Raw genomic sequence first — 18,399 nt, 5'->3', positions numbered from 1 at the left:
GTCCACGCGAGATGGAGAGGTCTCGTTGCAATACCTGGACGCGTCGGCGCGATTCTGCACGGACGTTGTTACATCCGGCTTCGGCATGAGGGCGACGTAATCGCGCTTCATCGTTTTCACGAAGGGCTCGGTGGTGCCGTTGGTCCGCTGACTATGGACCTGCGTCATCACCGGCAGCAGTCCAGTGTCGCTTGAGCAGCCGGTTGTTTCGTTATCCATCTAAACTGGGCCGTTGTCGCCCAGCCACTCCATTCTGCGGGCGGCCGACGATCGGCAAGCCGATCGTTCTTCGCGCTGCCTCGTGATTGCTCGTTCAATCTGACGATCCGCACAACGCGCGGCCGCGGCCGGCAACGGCTTCGATACGCGACGCGCGACCCGGTGAATCTGCACGAGTTTCCCTCGTCGTGATCGAGGGCGGTCGACGAAGTGGTCGCTCCGGTTTTCAAACTGGTGACGACTTTATTTGGGCCTGCGGGAGTCGAGGTGCCTCGCGATAATGAATGGGGTGCTCCTTGATCGTGGTCTCGCCGACACACAAATCGACAACGCTGTTATCGAAGCCGTGGTAATTTCAATTTGCGGCATGACCGTTCTATTTAATCGGATGCCGAGTATCGGGTATGGCTCTCTATATGGCGGCCGTGTATGTCAAACTGGTCATCCATTGGGTGGATGCTGATTTGCGTCACCATTCATGCGCTGAACCTGTTAATGATGCGAGGTTTCAAGGAAGCTGCTTTCCTTTACATTTCTGCGCTGAAGCGTAACCATCCAGTGCTGTATGGAAAAGGCGGGCTGCATATTGAGGTGACAATCGCAATGTTGAGCGCGGCTCATGGAAAACCAAGAATCGGCGTATTTTCCTCAATCAGATTGACACACGCGATCCCGGCAGGATTTTCGGCATGAGGCGGATCGGGTGCGTCAACTCGGCCAGTTACCCGTATTCCGGTATTTGCCAATCGCGTCCCGCGGCGATTCGTTGTCGCCTCGCGGAGGAGCGTGCGTTGACGATGCCGTTTATCCGCTCGACTGCCATCCCGCCGCCTATGCCCGCTGGACGCGCACGATTTCCAGGGCGGTGGTGGCCTGCGTTTCCGGTCTGGTCATGGCAAGGCCGGTTGGCCGTCTACGGGCGCGCTGGTCCGGCCGTTCGCGGCGCGCCGGCCTGTTGTCGCACATCCGCGTATTGGCGAGGCGACGGTGTCGTTGAAGCGACGCCGTGCAGTGATGACGTTTGCCTGGCGATTATCCACGGATCGGTGGAAATCATCCCGAAGTGATGAATCACCAGATATGAGGCAAGTCCAGTATCCGCATATTTTTTTGAAACTCGATTGTGGAAGTTCTTGACGAATGCAGGTGGTGCTGTAAGTATGTGCGCTCTAGTGCACTTGCTCTAGTCGGTGTATCTGGATTTTTCAGGTCTTGCGGCTTTGCTGCAAGAGGTTCAATGCGACGAAATTCGTTTCTGGCGGTTGATCGAATGGCGGCACTGATTTCAGTGCGTGTCATTTCGATGGCAGTTATCCAAAAATCCTTCGTTCGGTAATGAGTTTGTCGCAAAGCCACGCTGGCGACCGGAGAGGCAAGTCGATCCGCGCTTCTGCCATGCATCGGCGTTTTCTTGCTCGGGCGCCGTTGCTGGGCAGGCGATTCAAATGTGAGCGTGGCGCGGGGCGCCGGCATTTTTGACTATTCCTTGTTAATGGCGGCGGAAAAATGATGCGCCGGATTGATGGATGAATAAGCCTACGACATGGTTGCCGGGCGCCAATCCCGAGCACGTGCGGCAACGCCTTGGCGAATTCCGCCGCTTGGACTGGGATCATCGCGGAGGCAGGCTGCCCCTGCATTGCTATTTCGCCAATGAGGAAGTCGATGGCTTGGCCGACGACGCGTACCGCATGTTCGCTCACGCCAATGCGCTTGCTCCACAAGCGTTTCCCAGCTGCCATGCGATGGAGGCGGAAATCGTGTCGATGGGGCTGTCGCTGTTCGGCGGCGGGGACGGCGGCGCCGGCAACGTCACCTCGGGCGGCACCGAGAGCATCATCCTCGCGGTAAAGGCCGCGCGCGACAAGGCGCGGGCGGAACGTCCGATGCGCCGGCCGAACATCGTGATCCCTTCGTCGGCGCACCCTGCATTCGACAAGGCCGCGCAACTGCTTGACCTCGACGTGACCCGGGTGCCGGTCGCGGCGGACTACCGCAGCGATGTATCGGCGACGGCGGCCGCATTGAATGCGGATACCGTGCTGATGGTCGGATCGGCGCCGTCGCTTCCGTACGGCCTGTTCGACCGGATCGCGGCGCTGAGCGAGCTGGCTTTGCAACGCGGGATCTGGCTGCACGTGGATGCATGCATCGGCGGTCTGCTGGCGCCGTTCGTTCGAGAGATCGGCCGGCACGTACCGGCGTTCGACTTCCGCCTGGAAGGCGTTCGCTCGATATCGGCGGATCTGCACAAATTCGGCTACGCGTCGAAGGGCGCCTCCCTGATGTTGTATCGGCATACGGCCGACCATCGATTCCAGATCAGTCGTTTCTCCGCTTGGCCCAAGGGCGAGTACGTCACGCCGACGCTGGCGGGCACGCGCTCGGGCGGCCCGATCGCCTCGGCGTGGGCCGTCATGCATTTTCTCGGACAGGACGGTTATTGCGCATTGGCCGAGCGGCTGATGCGATTGCGCGATCGCTATCTGAGCGGGTTCGATCGCTTGCCGGAGCTGATGGTGCTCGGCGAGCCGGAGCTGTCCGTCTTGTCCGTGACGGCGCCGCGGATGGACATCTTCGCCATCGCCGAACACATGCGCCGACGCGGCTGGTACATGAGCATGGTCGCCAACCCGCCCGCCATCCAGCAGACCGTCAATCTGGTTCACGAGCCTGTCGCGGATCGCTACTTCGATGACTTGCGCGAGACGATCGCCGGGCTGTCCGCGGGCGACGCGCAACCGATGCATGCGCCACGTCAAGTGGTCACCTACTGAGGTGGATTCCATGAGCAACCTGATGGGCGACGAGCGGACGATCGTCGATGTCCTGCACAGTCACGCGCGCGTCCGTGCGAACGCGACTGCATTCACGTTCCTGCAGGAAGACGGGGAGATCGGCGATGCGCTGACGTTCCGGGATCTCCATCGCCGTGCGCTCGCGATGGCCGACACGCTGAGGCGCCATTGCGCGGTGGGCGACCGTGCGTTGATCCTGCTGCCGACAGGGCGCGATTATCTGACGGCGTTCTTCGGGGCGCTTTATGCGGGAGTCGTCGCCGTTCCGCTGTTTCCGCCGACCCACCGGCGCCAGCTGGATCGCTTGCTGGCGATCCTCGACGATTGCGCGCCGCGCGTCGCCCTGGTGGAGGCGCTCGATACCGGGCATGCCGCGGCGCGCGACGCGCTCGCCGCGCTTGCCGCGCGCGACGTGGTTCTCGTGCCCGCCCTCGAGGAGGCCGCCGCTCATGCTGCAAAGGCGCACGTCGCGTCGACGGTGAGCGGCGCGGACCTGGCGCTGCTGCAATATACGTCGGGCTCCACCGGCAAGCCCAAGGGGGTGATGGTCACGCATGCCAACCTGGTGCAAAACGCGTTCGCGACCGCGATGGCGCGGGGGCCGCAACCCCACGACGCCTCGGTATCCTGGTTGCCGCTGTTTCACGACATGGGGCTGCTGTTTGGCATGCTGCAGCCGCTGTATGGCGGCTTCCACGGCGTGCTGATGCCGCCCTCGGTCTTCATGCGACGACCGCTACGCTGGCTGGATGCGATCTCCCGGTTCTCCGCGACCTGGTCGTCCGCGCCGAACTTCGCGTTCGAGCGTTGCATCCGCGGCATTTCCGACGCCGAGCTGGCCTCACTCGATTTGAGCAGATGGCGTACCGCCCTCAACGCGGCCGAGCCGATTCGTCCTGCGACGATGCGGCGGTTCATCGAGCGTTTTGCGGTATGCGGTTTCCGGCCCGAGACGATGGCGCCGGGATATGGCCTGGCCGAGGCGACGCTGGTCGTGACGCTGTCGCGCCCCGATGCCCGGCCGCGCCTCCTGCACGTCGACAAGCACGCGATTGAGCAGGACTTCCGGCTGGTCGACGGGACGGAGCAGACTCTGGTTTGCTGCGGCTCCCATGTGCAAGCCATGCAGGTCGCCATTGTCGATCCGGACGCGAAGCGGGCGCTTGGCGACCGGCAGGTCGGCGAGGTGTGGCTCCACGGTCCCGGCATCACCGCCGGATACTGGAACAATCCGGCAGCCACGCGCGAGCGCTTCGAAGCCACGATGACCGACGGAGACGGCCGGCACTGGATGCGTACCGGCGACATGGGTGCGCTGGTCGACGGCGACCTCGTCATCAGCGGCCGCCTCGATGACATGCTGATCGTGCGAGGCCGGAACATCTTTCCCCAGGACGTCGAGAACGCGGTCACGGAAGCCCATGCCGCGCTTCGGGTGGACGGTGCGGCGGTCTTCCTGATGGATGGCGGGGACGGCGCAGACGAGGTGGCCGTCGTGGCGGAGGTGAATCGCGACGGCTTCGAGCCGGAGCAGGTGGTGAGGAGCATCTGCTCCGCCGTCGTCGAGCAGTGCGATGTCGGCCCGGTGCACGTGGTGCTCATCCGTGGCGGCACCCTGCCGCGCACCTCCAGCGGGAAAGTGCAGCGCAAGCTGACCCGGTCGCAATTGCAGGCCGCGACGCTCCGCGCGGTTCATCACTGGCGGATGCCCGCGGCATCGTCGGAACCGGTGTACGGCCCGGCGGCGCCCGGTCATGACGGCGCTGCCGCGAGCGGACCGGCCGTCGCGGCGCCGGTCGAGGCCGAATTGCTTGGCTGGATTCGGACGCGGCTCGGCGAGTTGAGCGGATTCCCGTTCGAAGCGGTCGATCCCGACCAGCCGTTCGCGCAGCATGCGATCGATTCGCTGCGTCTCGCTTCTCTGAGCGATGCGCTGTCGCGGTTCGCAGGACGGGACGTGCCGGTAAGCAGCTGGTGGAATCATCCGACGCCTCGCGCATTGGCGCGCTTTCTCGCGCGGGGCATCGTGGCGGCGGAGGGTCATGGCGCGCCGCCGCCGCGATCGTCGGCTTGGCGCGAACCGGCGGCGATCGTCGGCTATGCGTGCCGCCTGCCTGGCGTGTCGAGCACGGATCGGCTGTGGCCGATGCTGGCGAGCGGGGAGGATGCGATCGCGGCGCCCTCTGATCATCGTCCCTGGATGTCGTCGGGACAACGCGCGCATGCCGGCTATGTCGACGGGATCGACCGATTCGATGCGAGATTCTTCGGCATCAGTCCGATCGAGGCGCAATACATGGATCCGCAACAACGCCTCTTTCTCGAGACGGCGTGGGAAGCGCTGGAACGATCCGGTCAGTCGGCCGAGGCGCTGCGCGGCAGCCGCACCGGCGTATTCGTCGGCGTTTCGACGGGCGACTACGGCCAGATGCTGATGGCGCGGGAAGCCCGCCATCGCTACTGCGCGACGGGCGCGACGGGCAGCATCATTGCGAATCGGCTGTCTTATTTGCTGGACCTGCGCGGCCCGAGCCTGGCCGTCGACACCGCGTGTTCATCGTCGCTGGTCGCGCTGCATCTCGCGATGCGCTCGTTGCGCGACGGCGAATGCGACCTCGCGATCGTCGCGGGCGTCAACATGCTGTTGAACCCGAATTTGACCGAAGTGCTGAGCGAAGCCGGCATGATGTCCACCGACGCCCGCTGCCACACGTTCGATGCCCGCGCCAACGGCTACGTGCGCGGCGAAGGGTGCGGGGTCGTCGTCATTCGACGGCAGTCCGATGCGCGTGCGCGCCGGGACAACATCCTGGCCGTCTTGCTGGGATCGGCGGTCCAGCAGGATGGCAGGACCAACGGCATGACCGCCCCGAGCGGGCTCGCCCAGCAGGCCGTGCTGCGCGCCGCGTTGAGCGACGCCGGGGTGTCGCCCGGCGCCGTCTCCTATATCGAGGCGCATGGCACGGGCACGGCGCTTGGCGATCCGATCGAGGTCGAGGCGTTGCGGGCTACGCTGGACGGGGCGGGGCCGGCGCCGGATTGCTGGATCGGCTCGGTGAAGGCCGCGATTGGTCATCTGGAGGCGGCCGCCGGTATCGCGGGCATCATCAAGGTGCTGTGCATGCTCGAGCACCGCTCGATTCCTCCGCAGGCGAACTTCGCCAACTTGAACGCGCGCATCGACCTGAACGGCTCCCGGCTGCGGATCGCACGATCGCCGGCGGCGTGGGATGGCGGGCGGCGGCGTGTGGCAGGGGTCAGCTCGTTCGGATTCGGGGGAACCAGCTGCCATGTGATCGTAGCCGAGCCCGAGGCCGGGCCGGAGGCCGGCGACGCGCCAGACCGGTGCGCCTCGCCGCATCTCGCCGTGGTATCCGCGCCGGACGAGCGCAGCCTGCGCGAGGGCGCGCGCGCGCTTGCCGAGGCGTTGGCCGGATCCACGCTGGACCTCGAATCGATCTGCTTCACACTGGCGACGGGACGCGTCCATCATGCCCGTCGTGCCGCGTTTGTCGTCCGGGATGTCGCGCAGTTGCAGGCGGAGGTTGCGAAGCTGGCCGTCGGCGAGGGCGGGGCAGGCGCTGTTGCGCCGCGCATCGTGCTGGCGTTCGGCGACTGGCGTTCCGAGGGCTGTCGCCGCGCCGCGGCGTCGATGGCGGCGAACGGCATCGATGCCTACGCACGGCACGTGAGGGCGTTCGACGCCACGCCGACGCCGGACGGTTCGCGAGACATCGCGGACGCGGCAGCGTCGGGGGAACGGCTGGACGTCCTGCGCCACCAATACGCGCTCTACTGTCTGCTCCGGGAATTGGGGCTCCCGGTGGCCGCCGTGACCGGCGCCGGGCGCGGCCAGCTTGCCGCGGCGGCGGCGAGCGGGTGCCTCGAGCTCGACGACGCGGTCATGCTCGCGTCGGGGGGGCGCTCGGCCGCATCGGTTCGCCTCGCGGCAGCTCAGGTGCCGTGGGTCGGCGCGCGCTGGCTGCTCGAACCCGGCGACATCGAAGCAGCCGGCCTGGAACAACCGGAATCGTCGAGCCACGGAGAGGACGCGCCGCAATTGATCGTCGAGCTCGGTACGCCGGCGGTCGAGCCGGATCGGCGCGGCGAGCGCGTCCACTGGAACGGCGATGCGGGCGCGGAAGGTCTCCATGCGCTGCTTGGCGCGCTGTACGTACGCGGTTGCACGCTGGCATGGGAGCGTTTGTTTACGCATGCGGGGGCGCGGCGGGTCGTCCTCCCGGGTTACGCATTCCAGCGCGAGCGCTACTGGGCTCCCGAACTGGACGCTGTGCCGGCATCCGGCAGGCCGCAAGCGCCTGCCGAGGTCGCCGCACCAGACGAAGCCGCCCCCGACGCGAGCGCGGGCGCGCCGAATGCCGTGTCGATCGACCTGATCCTGGCGATCTTGCGGACCACGCTGAATGACCCGGCGCTCGAGTTCGACGACAACATTTTCAACCGTGGCGCCGACTCGATCTCATGTATCGAGATCGCTGCGGATGTGAAGGAGCAAACCGGTTTCGAGCTGTCGCCCCAGGATATCTTCTCGTCGCCGACCGCGCGGAAGATCATGGGCAAGATTCGCCCCGCCGATGCAGGCATTCCGGTCGCCGCCGCAGGTGTGCCGGCCGGGCCGCGTCCGTTGTCGTATTCGCAGTTGCGGTTGTGGTTCCTGGAGCAGGTCAGCCCGGGCGACTCGCTTTACAACATTCCGGCGGCGTTGAGCGTCGAGGGCGAACTCGATGTCGATGCGCTGGGCAGAACCTTCGACGCCGTGGTCGCCCGGCACGCTGCGCTGCGATCGCGCTTCGTGGAAATCGACGGGGAGCCGGCGCAGGAAGTGCTGGCTGCGCCGGCGTCGCTCATGTCGGTGCAGGACCTGTCGCATCTGCCGCTCCACGACGCTCAGCGCGAAGCCCTCCGGCAGGCCGAACGCGAAACCCGCGTTCCGTTCGACCTGACGCAAGGGCCGCTTTTCAGGGCGCGTCTGTTGCGGCTGTCGCCGCGCCTGCACGTCGCGCTCGTGACGATGCATCACATCGCGTCGGACGGCTGGTCGATCGGCGTGTTCTCGAGGGAAATGGAAGCGCTCTATGCCGATTTCGTAGCGGAGCGCGAACCTTCGCTTCCGCCGTTGCCAATCCAATACGCCGACTACGCGGAGCATCAGCAGCGCTGGCTCGGCGATGACGTGGTGCGGCCGCAACTGGAATTCTGGACGCGCGCGCTCACGGGCGCGCCGGCGCTGCTCGCGCTGCCGACGGATCGACCCCGCCCGCCGGTGCAGGCCCATCGCGGCGCACGGGCGCATTTCAGCATCGATGCGGAGCTCGCCGCCGCGCTGCATCAGATCGGGCGCGAATCGAACACCACGGTGTTCGTCGTGCTGATCAGCGCGCTCAATCTGCTTCTTCATGCCTACAGCGGGCAGCGGGATATCTGCATCGGCACGCCTGTCGCCAATCGCAGCTGGACCCAGGTGCGGGACCTGATCGGCTTCTTCGTCAACAACCTCGTCATTCGCACCCAGGTCGATCCGGCCGAGTCGGCATCCGACACGATCCGCCGCGTCCGCGATTTCGCATTCGAGGCCTATGCGAATCAGGATGTGCCGTTCGAGCGGGTCGTCGAGCAGATCAATCCGGTTCGCAGCCTTGCGCATTCACCGATCTTCCAGGTGTTTTTCGTTCTGCACCACGCGCCGATGGGCACCATGCGGACCACGGGGCTGCATTTCAAGCCGCTGATGGTCGAGCACGGCACAGCGAAATTCGATCTGACGCTCGAGTTGACGGAAGTCGACGGGCGGCTCGACGGCTGGTTTGAATACGACCTGGGTTTGTTCGATCCGGCGACGATCGAGCGGATGGTCGAGCACTTCCGGCTCGTGCTGCGAAGCATGGTCGACCGACCGCAGGCCGCCGTCGCCTCGCTGGATTTCGTTCCGCCCGACGAGCGCGCGCTGACGCTCGAAGCAGGCCGGCCGATCACCCGCGCGGCGGCGCACGGTGCGCGGACTGCGCAGGCACTGTTCGAAGCGTGGGCGCGGCGTGCGCCCGATCGCATCGCGCTCGAACATGACGGGCGCCGCTACACGTACCGCGCGCTGGACGACGAGGCGACCCGGCTCGCACACGCGTTGCGCGATCGCGGTGTCGGCGCGGAATGTGTCGTCGCGGTGTGCCAGGAACTGGCCGGACCGCTCGTCGTGTCCCTGCTGGCGATCCTCAAGGCGGGCGCGGCTTATCTGCCGCTGGACCCGAATCATCCGGATGCGCGCCTGCGGTTCATCGTCGACGAGGCGCGGCCCGCGCTGGTGCTCGCGTCGCACCGGCTGCTGACGCGGCTGCCGCCGCTCGGTTGCCCGGTATGGGATGTGGATCGCGCCGCGTGGAACGATGCGCAGCCGGCCGTCGGCGAATTGCCCCGGCCGGATCCGGTCCAGGCGGCCGTGATCGTCTACACGTCGGGATCGACGGGGCGGCCCAAGGGCGTCGTGATCGATCAACAGAATCTCGCGAACCGGCTGGCATGGATGGCAGGCGCGTATCCGGCGTTCGAGCAGATGCGCTTCGTGCAGAAGACGGTAATCAGCTTCATCGACTCGATCACCGAGATGCTGAGCCCGCTGTCGTGCGGCGCCACGCTGTGCATCGCGCCGGACGCAACGGCCGTCGATCCGCTCGCGTTGGCGGATTTCATGGCGCGCGAGCGGATCGACGGCATCGTTCTGGTTCCGTCGTTGCTGAGAGAAATGTTGCGACCCGAGGACGCGCCGCACCGGCTCAAGACATTGAAGGCGATCATCAGCAGCGGCGAGGCGATGCCGGCCGACCTGGCGCGACAGGTTCTCAGGCGCTTGCCGCAGGTCGACCTGATCGACTGCTACGGGTCGTCCGAGGTCGGCGACGCCAGCGCGCATGCCTGTACCGAGGCCGACGTCGAGCGCGGCGCCATGCCGCTCGGACCGGCAATCGACAACACCCGGCTGTACGTGCTGGGAGAAGCGCTGCAGCCGGCGCCGGTCGGCGCGCAAGGCGAGATCTGCATTGCTGGCCGGGCCGTGGCGAGAGCCTACCTGAACCGGCCTGCGCATACCGCCGAGCGCTTCGTGCCCGACCCGTTCTCGGGAATCGCCGGGGCGCGTATGTTCCGCTCCGGGGACATGGGGCGCCGCCTGGCCGACGGCGGCATCGAGTTCCTCGGCCGGCGCGACCACCAGGTCAAGCTGCGCGGATTCCGCATCGAGCTGGGCGAAGTCGAAGTTGCGATCCGGGCCGAATTGCCGGGCGCGCGCGTGGTGGCGATCGTGCGGGAAGATCAGCCGGGCGATCGGCGCCTCGTGGCATACGTTGCCGGCTCGGGGCCGGCGTGTGGGGAAGAGGGTTGGGAAAACGACGGGGAAGACCGCGAGAACGACGCATCGGCGGCGCTCAAGGAGCGTCTGCGGCGGGTGCTGCCGATGTACATGATGCCTTCGCACATCGTGTTCATCGACCGTTTGCCGATGACGGCCAACGGCAAGGTCGACCGGCTCGCGCTGCCGGTGGCCGGGCCGCTCGCGACGCGCTTCGATGCGCCGAGCGGCCCGACCGAGGAGCGGCTGGCGGCGATCTGGCGCGAGGTGCTCGGCATCGAGCGGGTCGGCCGGTGGGACTCGTTTTTCGATCTGGGCGGCCATTCGCTGCTCGCGGCGCAGGCGCTCGCGAAGGCAAAGGTCGTGTTCGAGGTGGCGCTGCCGATGCGCAGCGTGTTCGAGGCGCCGCGTCTTGCCGACATCGCCTCGCTCGTCGACGCGGCGCGCGGCCGCCCGATCGACTTTCCGGTTCAGGTGACTGTTCAGGATGAAGCCGAGCAGATGAGCCTGAGCGATCTTGCACTGTTGACCGACGAGGAACTCGATGTCTGATGTCTTGGAACAAGGCATGCGCGAATACGTGCTGCCCGGCGCTGAATCGCCGTATGTTTTCGAAGCGGACGAACCGGTCGCCTGCTTGAACGATTGGCTTGCGCGTCACCGCGAACGGTTGGCCGCCAGGCTGCGCCAGCATGGCGCAATCCTGTTGCGCGGCATGGGCGTCGATTGCGTGGCGCGTTTTCGCGAGACGGTGGAGCACCTGACGCCCGATCTGCTGGAGGCATACGAAGCGCCGACGCCGCGCCGCAAGATCGCTCCCAGCGTCTTTACGTCGACCGAATTCCCGCCGGACGAGACGATCGCGTTGCATAACGAGATGTCGCACTGCGCGAGCTGGCCCGATTACGTGTGGTTCTACTGCGCCCAGGCGGCGGAGCAGGGCGGCGAGACGCCGATTGGAGACAGCCGGCGGATCTATCGGCAACTGCCGTCGCCGGTCCGGGATGCGTTCGAGTCCCTCGGGCTCCTGTACCGGCGCGTATTCAACACGCGAGGCGACCTGCTCGACTGGCGGACCGTCTTCAATGCGCAGACGCCGGCCGAGGTGGACGAGTATTGCCGCTCCGCCGGCATCGAGTCCCGGTGGCTGGACGACGGCCGGCTGGTGACCACTCGCCGTCGCGATGCCGTTGAGCGGCATCCGCTGACGGGCGAGAAGGTGTGGTTCAACCAGGCGCACATCTTTCACAGCTCCAATATGCCCGCGCCGCTTCGCGCGGTGCTGGCCGGTAATGCGGAGCAGGTGAGCAATCTGCCCTACGACACGCTGTTCGGGAATGGAGAACCGATTCCCGACGCTTTCCTCGACGCGGTGCGCCTCGTCATGAGCGAATGCGAAGTGCGCTTTGCGTGGCGGCAGGGAGATGTGATGCTGGTCGACAACCTGCTTGCCGCTCACGGCCGGAAGCCGTTCTCCGGCATGCGGCGGATCCTCGTCGCGATGGCGACGCGTACGCCCCGCTCGATCTAAATGGCAGATTCAACGATCCGGAAAGCAGGAGACGAAAATGACCGACCATTCCAACGCTGACGTGGTATCCCGCCAGGCATCCGAGGCGCCGGCGCTCAATCTCCTGCCGAGCCGGCTCTTCGACGCCCGGACGCATGATGCGCCAGGCGCGTCCACCGTCGGACTCGCCTGTTCCCCCGCGACCGCGCAACGATTCCGGGCCGCGCTGTCCGGCGACGCCGGCGCGGCAGGGTTGACGCTGGGTCTCTGCACGCTGGGGACGGCGTTGATGCGCTATGCCGTTTGCGCGGACCTGTCGCTGGGCGCCTTCGTTGCCGACTCGGCGGGTCTGCGGGGCCTGCCCGTGCGGCTGGACATCGTCGGGACGGCGAGCCTGCGCGAGCTCTTCGCGCAAACCCGGCGGCAGCTGGTCCGGGGCATGCGCGCCGTCACGGATCCGCAGGATTCACTGGCGGCAATGGACGCGGCGCTCACCGTCGATACGACAGGCGGCGTCGTCGGCATGTCGATGGGCGCCCGCTACGCGTTCGGCCTCGAACTGCATGGGGATGCGTTGCGACTGACGCTGTCGTCGCCGTGCCTGTCGGACGCCGAGCCTTATCAACAGGCATTCCTCGAATTCTGGCGCGCGACGATCGAGGCGGTGCTCGATGCGCCTGGCGCCGCGTTGCGCGAGGTGGAGATCGCGTGCGGCGACGCGGACGCGGATGCGGTGCCCGGTTCCGATTTTCCCGCGCCTCGGCATCGTCATTTGGCCGCGGCATTTCGCGAGCAAGCGGCGCTTTCTCCGGATGCGCCGGCCGTCGTGGACCAGACGAAGCGGCTGAGCTACGCGGAAGTCGACCGCCTCTCCGACGGCCTGGCCGTCTACCTCCGCGCGAATGGCCTGGGGCCGGAGGGGCGCGTCGTGATCGGCGGCGAGAAGCAGGTCTGGTCGATCGTCGCGATGCTCGGCGTGCTGAAGGCGGGGGGAGCTTACGTGAGCCTGAATGCGCGCATTCCTGCGCAGCGCCTGCAGGAAATTCTCGCGCACAGCGACGCCCGGGCGGTGATCGCCCCGTCCTCGCTGGTCGAGACGGTGGGTTACGACGCCCTGTCGGACGATGCAGCCCGAGGTTCGAGACTCGTGATCCTGTTCGAGGACATCGACTATCTGGCGCGCAAGCACGCCGGAACCGACCTCGGGCGCGAGCCGGCGGGCGGCGAGGCACTTGCGTATGTTGCTTACACCTCCGGCTCGACCGGCCAGCCCAAGGGGGTGGCCTGCACGCACGCAGGGGTGCTCAATTTGTGCGATTGGTTCAATCGCCGCTATCCGTCCGCGCTTCATCCGAACGTGCTCCAGTTGACGGAGCTGGGTTTTGATCCCAGCGTGGAGCAGGTGTTCGCGACGCTGCTGCACGGCGGCTGCCTGTACCTCGCGAACGTCGAGGACCTCCGGGCCGATGCTCACGGATTCCTCGTCGAGCGCGACATCAATCTACTCAACGCGACGCCGCAGTTGCTCTGGTCGCTGTTGGCCGAGGCGCCGCGGGTGCACAGTCTGCGCACGGTCATCACAGGCGGCGACCGGTTGCCGCCGGCGCTTCAGGACACGCTGCTGCGGAAAGGCTACGCGCTTCACAATCACTATGGGCCGACGGAGACCACGGTCGACGCGTGCGCATGGGCGGCGGTCGAAGGAGCGCCGGCGACAGTCGGCAAGCCGCTCGACGGCGTTCAGGCGCGGGTGCTGCTCGACGACGCGTCGATCGAGTGTCCGCCGGGGGTGGCCGGGGAAATCTATATTGGCGGGGCGGGGGTTGCGCGCGGCTACCTCGGGCAGCCGGGCTTGACCGCCCAAGCTTTCGTTCCGGACAGCAGCCGGCCTGGGCGGCGCCGGTTCCGCTCCGGAGACAGAGGCTTGCGCAATCTGGAAGGGGAGATCGAATTGCTCGGTCGCCTCAATCGCGAGATCAAGGTTGGCGGCGCGCGCATCGATCCCGCCGAGATCGAGCAGGCGCTTTCCCGACTGCCCGGCGTGTGCGGCGCCGCGCTGGTGGCGCGTACGGGCCGGGCCGGGCAGGCGGTCCTCGATGCGTTCGTCGAGAGCGATGCGCCGCTCGATCTTGCCGCGGTCCGGCAGCAGTTGCGCGCGACCTTGCCTGAATACATGCTGCCGAGCCGTATCGTGAGCATCGCGCGACTCCCGACCGATGCCAATGGCAAGATCGACCGCGCGGCCCTCGCGACGTATGGATCCGAGCGGAGCGCCGTGAATGAACCGCGCACGGAATTCGAGCGCGATCTGCTCGGCATCTGGCGCGAGGTGCTGGGCCATCAGTCGATCGGCATGGACGAAGACTTCCTCGATCTGGGCGGCAACTCGCTGCAAGCCGCGCGCATGATCGTCAAGATCTACGAATCGTTCGGCACCAACGTGAGCCTGTCGGAGTTTTTCGCAAGCGGCAGCATTGCCGGCTGCGCGAACATGATCGAGCGCCGGCTGCTCGACGGCGCGGCACCGGAGGTCTTGACGGCGCTGGGTGCGGCCGTCGGCATGGCGGACGGGTTGCCGACGGCGTCCGGTCGTGCGCTGAACGAGGTGCCCGGGGCATGAGCGACGCTGCCCGTCAGGAGGTCCTGGCCGAGTTGCGTCGCCGGCGCGTGGCGCAGATCGAGGCCGGCATCGTCGCGGGGGAGACGACCCGGCCGCGCCGTCTGTCGTGGGCGCAGGAACGGCTCTGGTTTCTCAGCCAACTCGAAGAGCGCGGGGAATACAACCTGATTTTCGCAGTCCGTATTTGTGGGGACTTCGATCGTCATGCGTGGGATCGTGCGATCACGACCGTCGTCGCGCGCCATGCGATTCTACGTACGCATTTCATGTCGATCGACGGGCGACCGTATCAGGTCGCGTCGGCGGGCTCGTTTTCCGCCGAATTTGTCGATCTCGGCGAACTCGACCGGCCCGACGACGCACTCGACGACGCACTGCGCGCCGAGAGTACGCGACGCTTCGACCTGTCCACCGGTCCGTTGCTGCATGGGCGGGTGCTGCGCAAGTCGGCCAGCGAACATGTGCTGATCATCAATGTTCATCACATCGTGGCCGACGGCTGGTCGATCGGCGTGTTCGCACGCGAGGCGACCGATCAGTATGGCCGCGAGTGCGGTGCGCAGATGCCCGCGCCGCAGCCGCTGGCGATTCAGTATGCCGACTATGCCGAATGGCAGCGGGATCAGGATGGGAGCGCGTTCGAATCGCGTGCGCTCGACCATTGGCGGGAGGTGTTGAAGGGGGCGCCGCCCGTATGCAATCTGCCGACCGACCGGCCGCGGCGCGCGTCGCGAGGCGAGCGCGGCGGGGTTCACCCATTCGAGATCGCTCCTTCGCTCTACGAACGCGTGCAGGCGACGGCCCGGGAGCATGCCACGGCGCCGTTCTCGGTGCTGTTGGCCGCCTTTTTCGCGTTGCTGCACCGTTTCAGCCACGACCGCGATCTGTGCGTCGGGACGCCTGTCGCCAACCGCGGCGCGAGCGCCGTCGAGCCGCTGATCGGCTTCTTCGTGAACATGGTGACGATGCGTTGCCGATTGACGCCGGAGATGACTTTCGCCGCATTGCTGGATCACGTTGCCCGGTTGTCGACCCAGGCGCTCGAGTATCAGGCGGTGCCGTTCGCGAAGGTCGTTCAAGCGCTCAATCCCGAACGCAGCCTGAGCCATGCGCCGTTGTTCCAAATTGTATTCTCGCTGCAGAACACGCCCCACGGCGTGCTGGATTTTCCGCGGGCGACCGTGGAGCCGGTGCCCGTCGCCACGATGGCTGGCGCCAAATACGATCTGCTGTTCGGCCTCGTCGAGCAGTCCGGACGGTTGCACGGAGCCATCGAGTATGACACCGGGCTTTTCGATTCCCGGAGCATCGATCAAATGGCGCGCGCATACATCACGTTGCTCGACGATGCGCTGGCGCATCCGCGCGCATGCGTGGGAGAACTGCGTGTTCTTTCCGTCGATCCATCGAGCCTTGCGTTGCGCGTGACCGATTCCGTCGTCGAGCAGGCGCCATTCGAAGGTGCGATGGCGATGTTCGAACGGGTTGTTGCGAGCGTTCCGGACCGCATCGCGGTGTGCGCCGGTTCGCAAACGCTCAGCTATGCACAGCTCTGGCGGCGCGTGGTGCGCTTGGCGCGTCACTTGAGCGATCTCGGCGTCGGGCAGGAACAGCTTGTCGGCGTGTGTCTCGACCGCGGCGTCGATCTCGTCGTCGCGCTGCTCGCCGTGATGCGTGCGGGCGGCGCGTACGTCCCTCTCGATCCGGCCTATCCTGCCGAGCGCACCCGGTTCATTCTCGAAGACACCCGGGTCGGCGTCGTGATCGCGAGTGCAGACCTGCGCGCTGGTCTGCCCGACGTCGAGGCGCAGACGATCTGCCTGGGCGACGCGTATTGGGCTTGCGACGAGGAGGCGGCATCGTTTTGTCCGGACGAGCTTGCCCGCGAGGCCGCGCGGATGCCCGGCGGGCCGCATCCGGAGGGCGCTGCCTACGTCATTTACACGTCGGGATCGACAGGACGGCCGAAAGGCGTGGCGATCCGGCATCGTAGTCTGGACGTCTTCCTCAAATGGGCGCACCGCAGGTATGGCCGGGAGGCGTTCTCGTTCGCGCTGGCGAGCACGTCGATCTGCTTCGATCTGTCGGTATTCGAGATCTTCGCGCCGCTCACCGGCGGCGGTACGGTGTTGGTCGCACAGGACGCGCTCGACCTCGTGAACGTACCGCAGCGGAACCGGCTTACGATGATGACGGTGGTGCCGTCGGCGCTGGCGGCGTTGGCGCGCGACGATGTCTTGCCGGCGTCGTTGCTCGTCGTGAACGTCGCGGGCGAGGTGCTGACGCGGGCCGTTGTCGACGAGGCGCATGGGCGTGTGCCGCGCGCACGTCTATTCAATTTGTATGGTCCGTCCGAGGACACGACGTTCTCGACGGAGTTCGAGGTCGGCCAGGGCACGTCCGGGGAGCCGAGCATCGGCCGGCCGCTGCCGGGCACGGTGGCACATGTGCTGGACGAGCGGCTGGAGCCGGTGTCGAAGGGGGTGGTGGGGGAGCTGTACCTGGGCGGCCGGGGCGTGGCGCGAGGATATCTGGGGAAGGCGGGGCTGACGGCGGAACGGTTCGTGCCGGATCCGTTCGAGGCGGGGCAGCGGCTGTATCGAACGGGCGACCTGGTGCGCAGCCGTTGGGATGGGCAGCTGGAGTACATCGGGCGGGCGGATCGGCAGATCAAGTTGCGCGGGCACCGGATCGAGCTGGGTGAGATCGAGAGCGTGCTGGCGGCGCACCCGGAACTCCAGGCGGCGGCGGTGGTGCTGGCGTCGGGTTCGGGAGGCGCGCAGGGGCTGGTTGCGTGCTGCGCGCCGCGCACGGCGGTTGAGCCGGAGGCGCTGCGCGTGCGGCTGCAACGCCATCTGGCGGAACGATTGCCGGGCTACATGGTGCCGGCGCGTTACCTGATGCTGGAGCGCCTGCCGCTGAACGCGAACGGCAAGGTCGATCGGGGGCGGTTGCAGGATCTGGGCGGGCAGGCATGGCAGGCGGGCGGTGAGGATCGGCGGCCGTTGCGCGGGCGTCATCAGCATGCGGTGGCGCAGATCTGGAGCGAGGTGCTGGGCCGGGCGGAGATCGGCGCGACGGACGATTTCTTCGAACTGGGCGGTCATTCGCTGCTGGCGACTCAGGTGCTGGCGCGGCTGCGGGAGCGGCTGGGCGTGGAGATGGCGCTCAAGACGCTGTTCGAGCATCCGCGGCTGGACGCGCTGGCCGAGTGCGTGGCGGGAGCGGCTGGGCGGGCGGATGCGCCTGCGCTGCGCCGGCGGGGCGGGGAGGCGGGCCGCTGGGAGGCGTCGTGGGGTCAGCAGCGGTTGTGGTTCCTGGACCGGCTGGAGCCGGGCAGCGCGTTCTACAACATCAGCGTGACGGTGCACCTGCATGGCGAGCTGGACAGCGGGGCGCTGCGGGAAGGGTTGCAGCGGCTGCAGGACCGGCACGAGATCCTGCGGACCGTGCTGATCGGCGGCGAACAGGATGAATCCGGCGTCTGGCAGGACGTGCTGGCGCGCGGCGCGCAGCCGCTGCCGTGGACCTTCGAGGACTGGCGTTCGCGCGGCGAAGCGGCTGCCGGGCAGCGCTGGCGGGAGCTGGCCGGACAGGAGTCGGGTCGAGGCTTCGATCTTGCGAAGGGACCGTTGTGGCGAACCTGCGTGATCCAGTGCGACGATGCCCACGCGGTGCTGATCATGACGCTGCATCACGCGATCGCGGACGGCTGGTCGATGTCGGTGCTGGTCGACGAGCTGGCGGCGCACTACGAGGCTGCGCGAGCGGGGCGCGACAGCGGGCTGCCGGCGTTGCCGGTGCAGTACGCGGACTACGCGCAGTGGCAGCGCGAGTGGCTCAGCGGCGCGCGGCTGGAACAGCAGCTGTCGTACTGGCGCGAGCAGCAGCG

At 66.9% G+C, this 18,399-nt stretch carries 7 protein-coding genes; 6 read left to right on the top strand and 1 reads right to left on the bottom strand.

The genetic code is table 11. The features are described from left to right. Positions 1–648: 648 nt before the first annotated feature. Positions 649–912, top strand: coding sequence for a hypothetical protein (locus tag AC1RQF_RS08755; protein ID WP_492871811.1), 264 nt, complete (start codon positions 649–651; stop codon positions 910–912). 378 nt (positions 913–1,290) lie between these two features. Here the strand turns inward: AC1RQF_RS08755 and AC1RQF_RS08750 are convergent, their stop codons facing one another. Continuing rightward, on the bottom strand, positions 1,291–1,692 hold the full coding sequence (locus tag AC1RQF_RS08750; protein WP_492871810.1) for a hypothetical protein: 402 nt from the start codon (positions 1,690–1,692) through the stop codon (positions 1,291–1,293). Positions 1,693–1,745: 53 nt separating this feature from the next. On the opposite strand from AC1RQF_RS08750, the gene AC1RQF_RS08745 reads away from it, so the two are divergent. The 5 genes from AC1RQF_RS08745 to AC1RQF_RS08725 form a co-directional block, all read left to right on the top strand. Then, a complete protein-coding gene (locus AC1RQF_RS08745) occupies positions 1,746–2,996 on the top strand; it encodes a pyridoxal phosphate-dependent decarboxylase family protein (protein ID WP_273996212.1) in 1,251 nt (416 codons plus the stop codon). A 10-nt stretch (positions 2,997–3,006) separates the two neighbouring features. Then, a complete protein-coding gene (locus AC1RQF_RS08740) occupies positions 3,007–10,929 on the top strand; it encodes an amino acid adenylation domain-containing protein (RefSeq protein ID WP_492871809.1) in 7,923 nt (2,640 codons plus the stop codon). Between the two features lie 16 nt (positions 10,930–10,945). Continuing rightward, complete coding sequence (locus AC1RQF_RS08735) at positions 10,946–11,908, top strand: TauD/TfdA family dioxygenase (protein ID WP_273996210.1); 963 nt, start codon at positions 10,946–10,948, stop codon at positions 11,906–11,908. Positions 11,909–11,945: 37 nt separating this feature from the next. Continuing rightward, on the top strand, positions 11,946–14,507 hold the full coding sequence (locus AC1RQF_RS08730; protein WP_492871808.1) for a non-ribosomal peptide synthetase: 2,562 nt from the start codon (positions 11,946–11,948) through the stop codon (positions 14,505–14,507). Next, a partial coding sequence (locus AC1RQF_RS08725; RefSeq protein ID WP_492871807.1) for an amino acid adenylation domain-containing protein occupies positions 14,504–18,399 on the top strand: 3,896 nt, incomplete at its 3' end. The genes AC1RQF_RS08730 and AC1RQF_RS08725, both read left to right, overlap by 4 nt.

This window comes from Burkholderia sp. GW821-FHT14F03 (assembly GCF_058803765.1).
The sequence above is the reverse complement of the archived record's forward strand: the minus strand, read 5'-3'. Positions and strand labels throughout refer to the sequence as shown.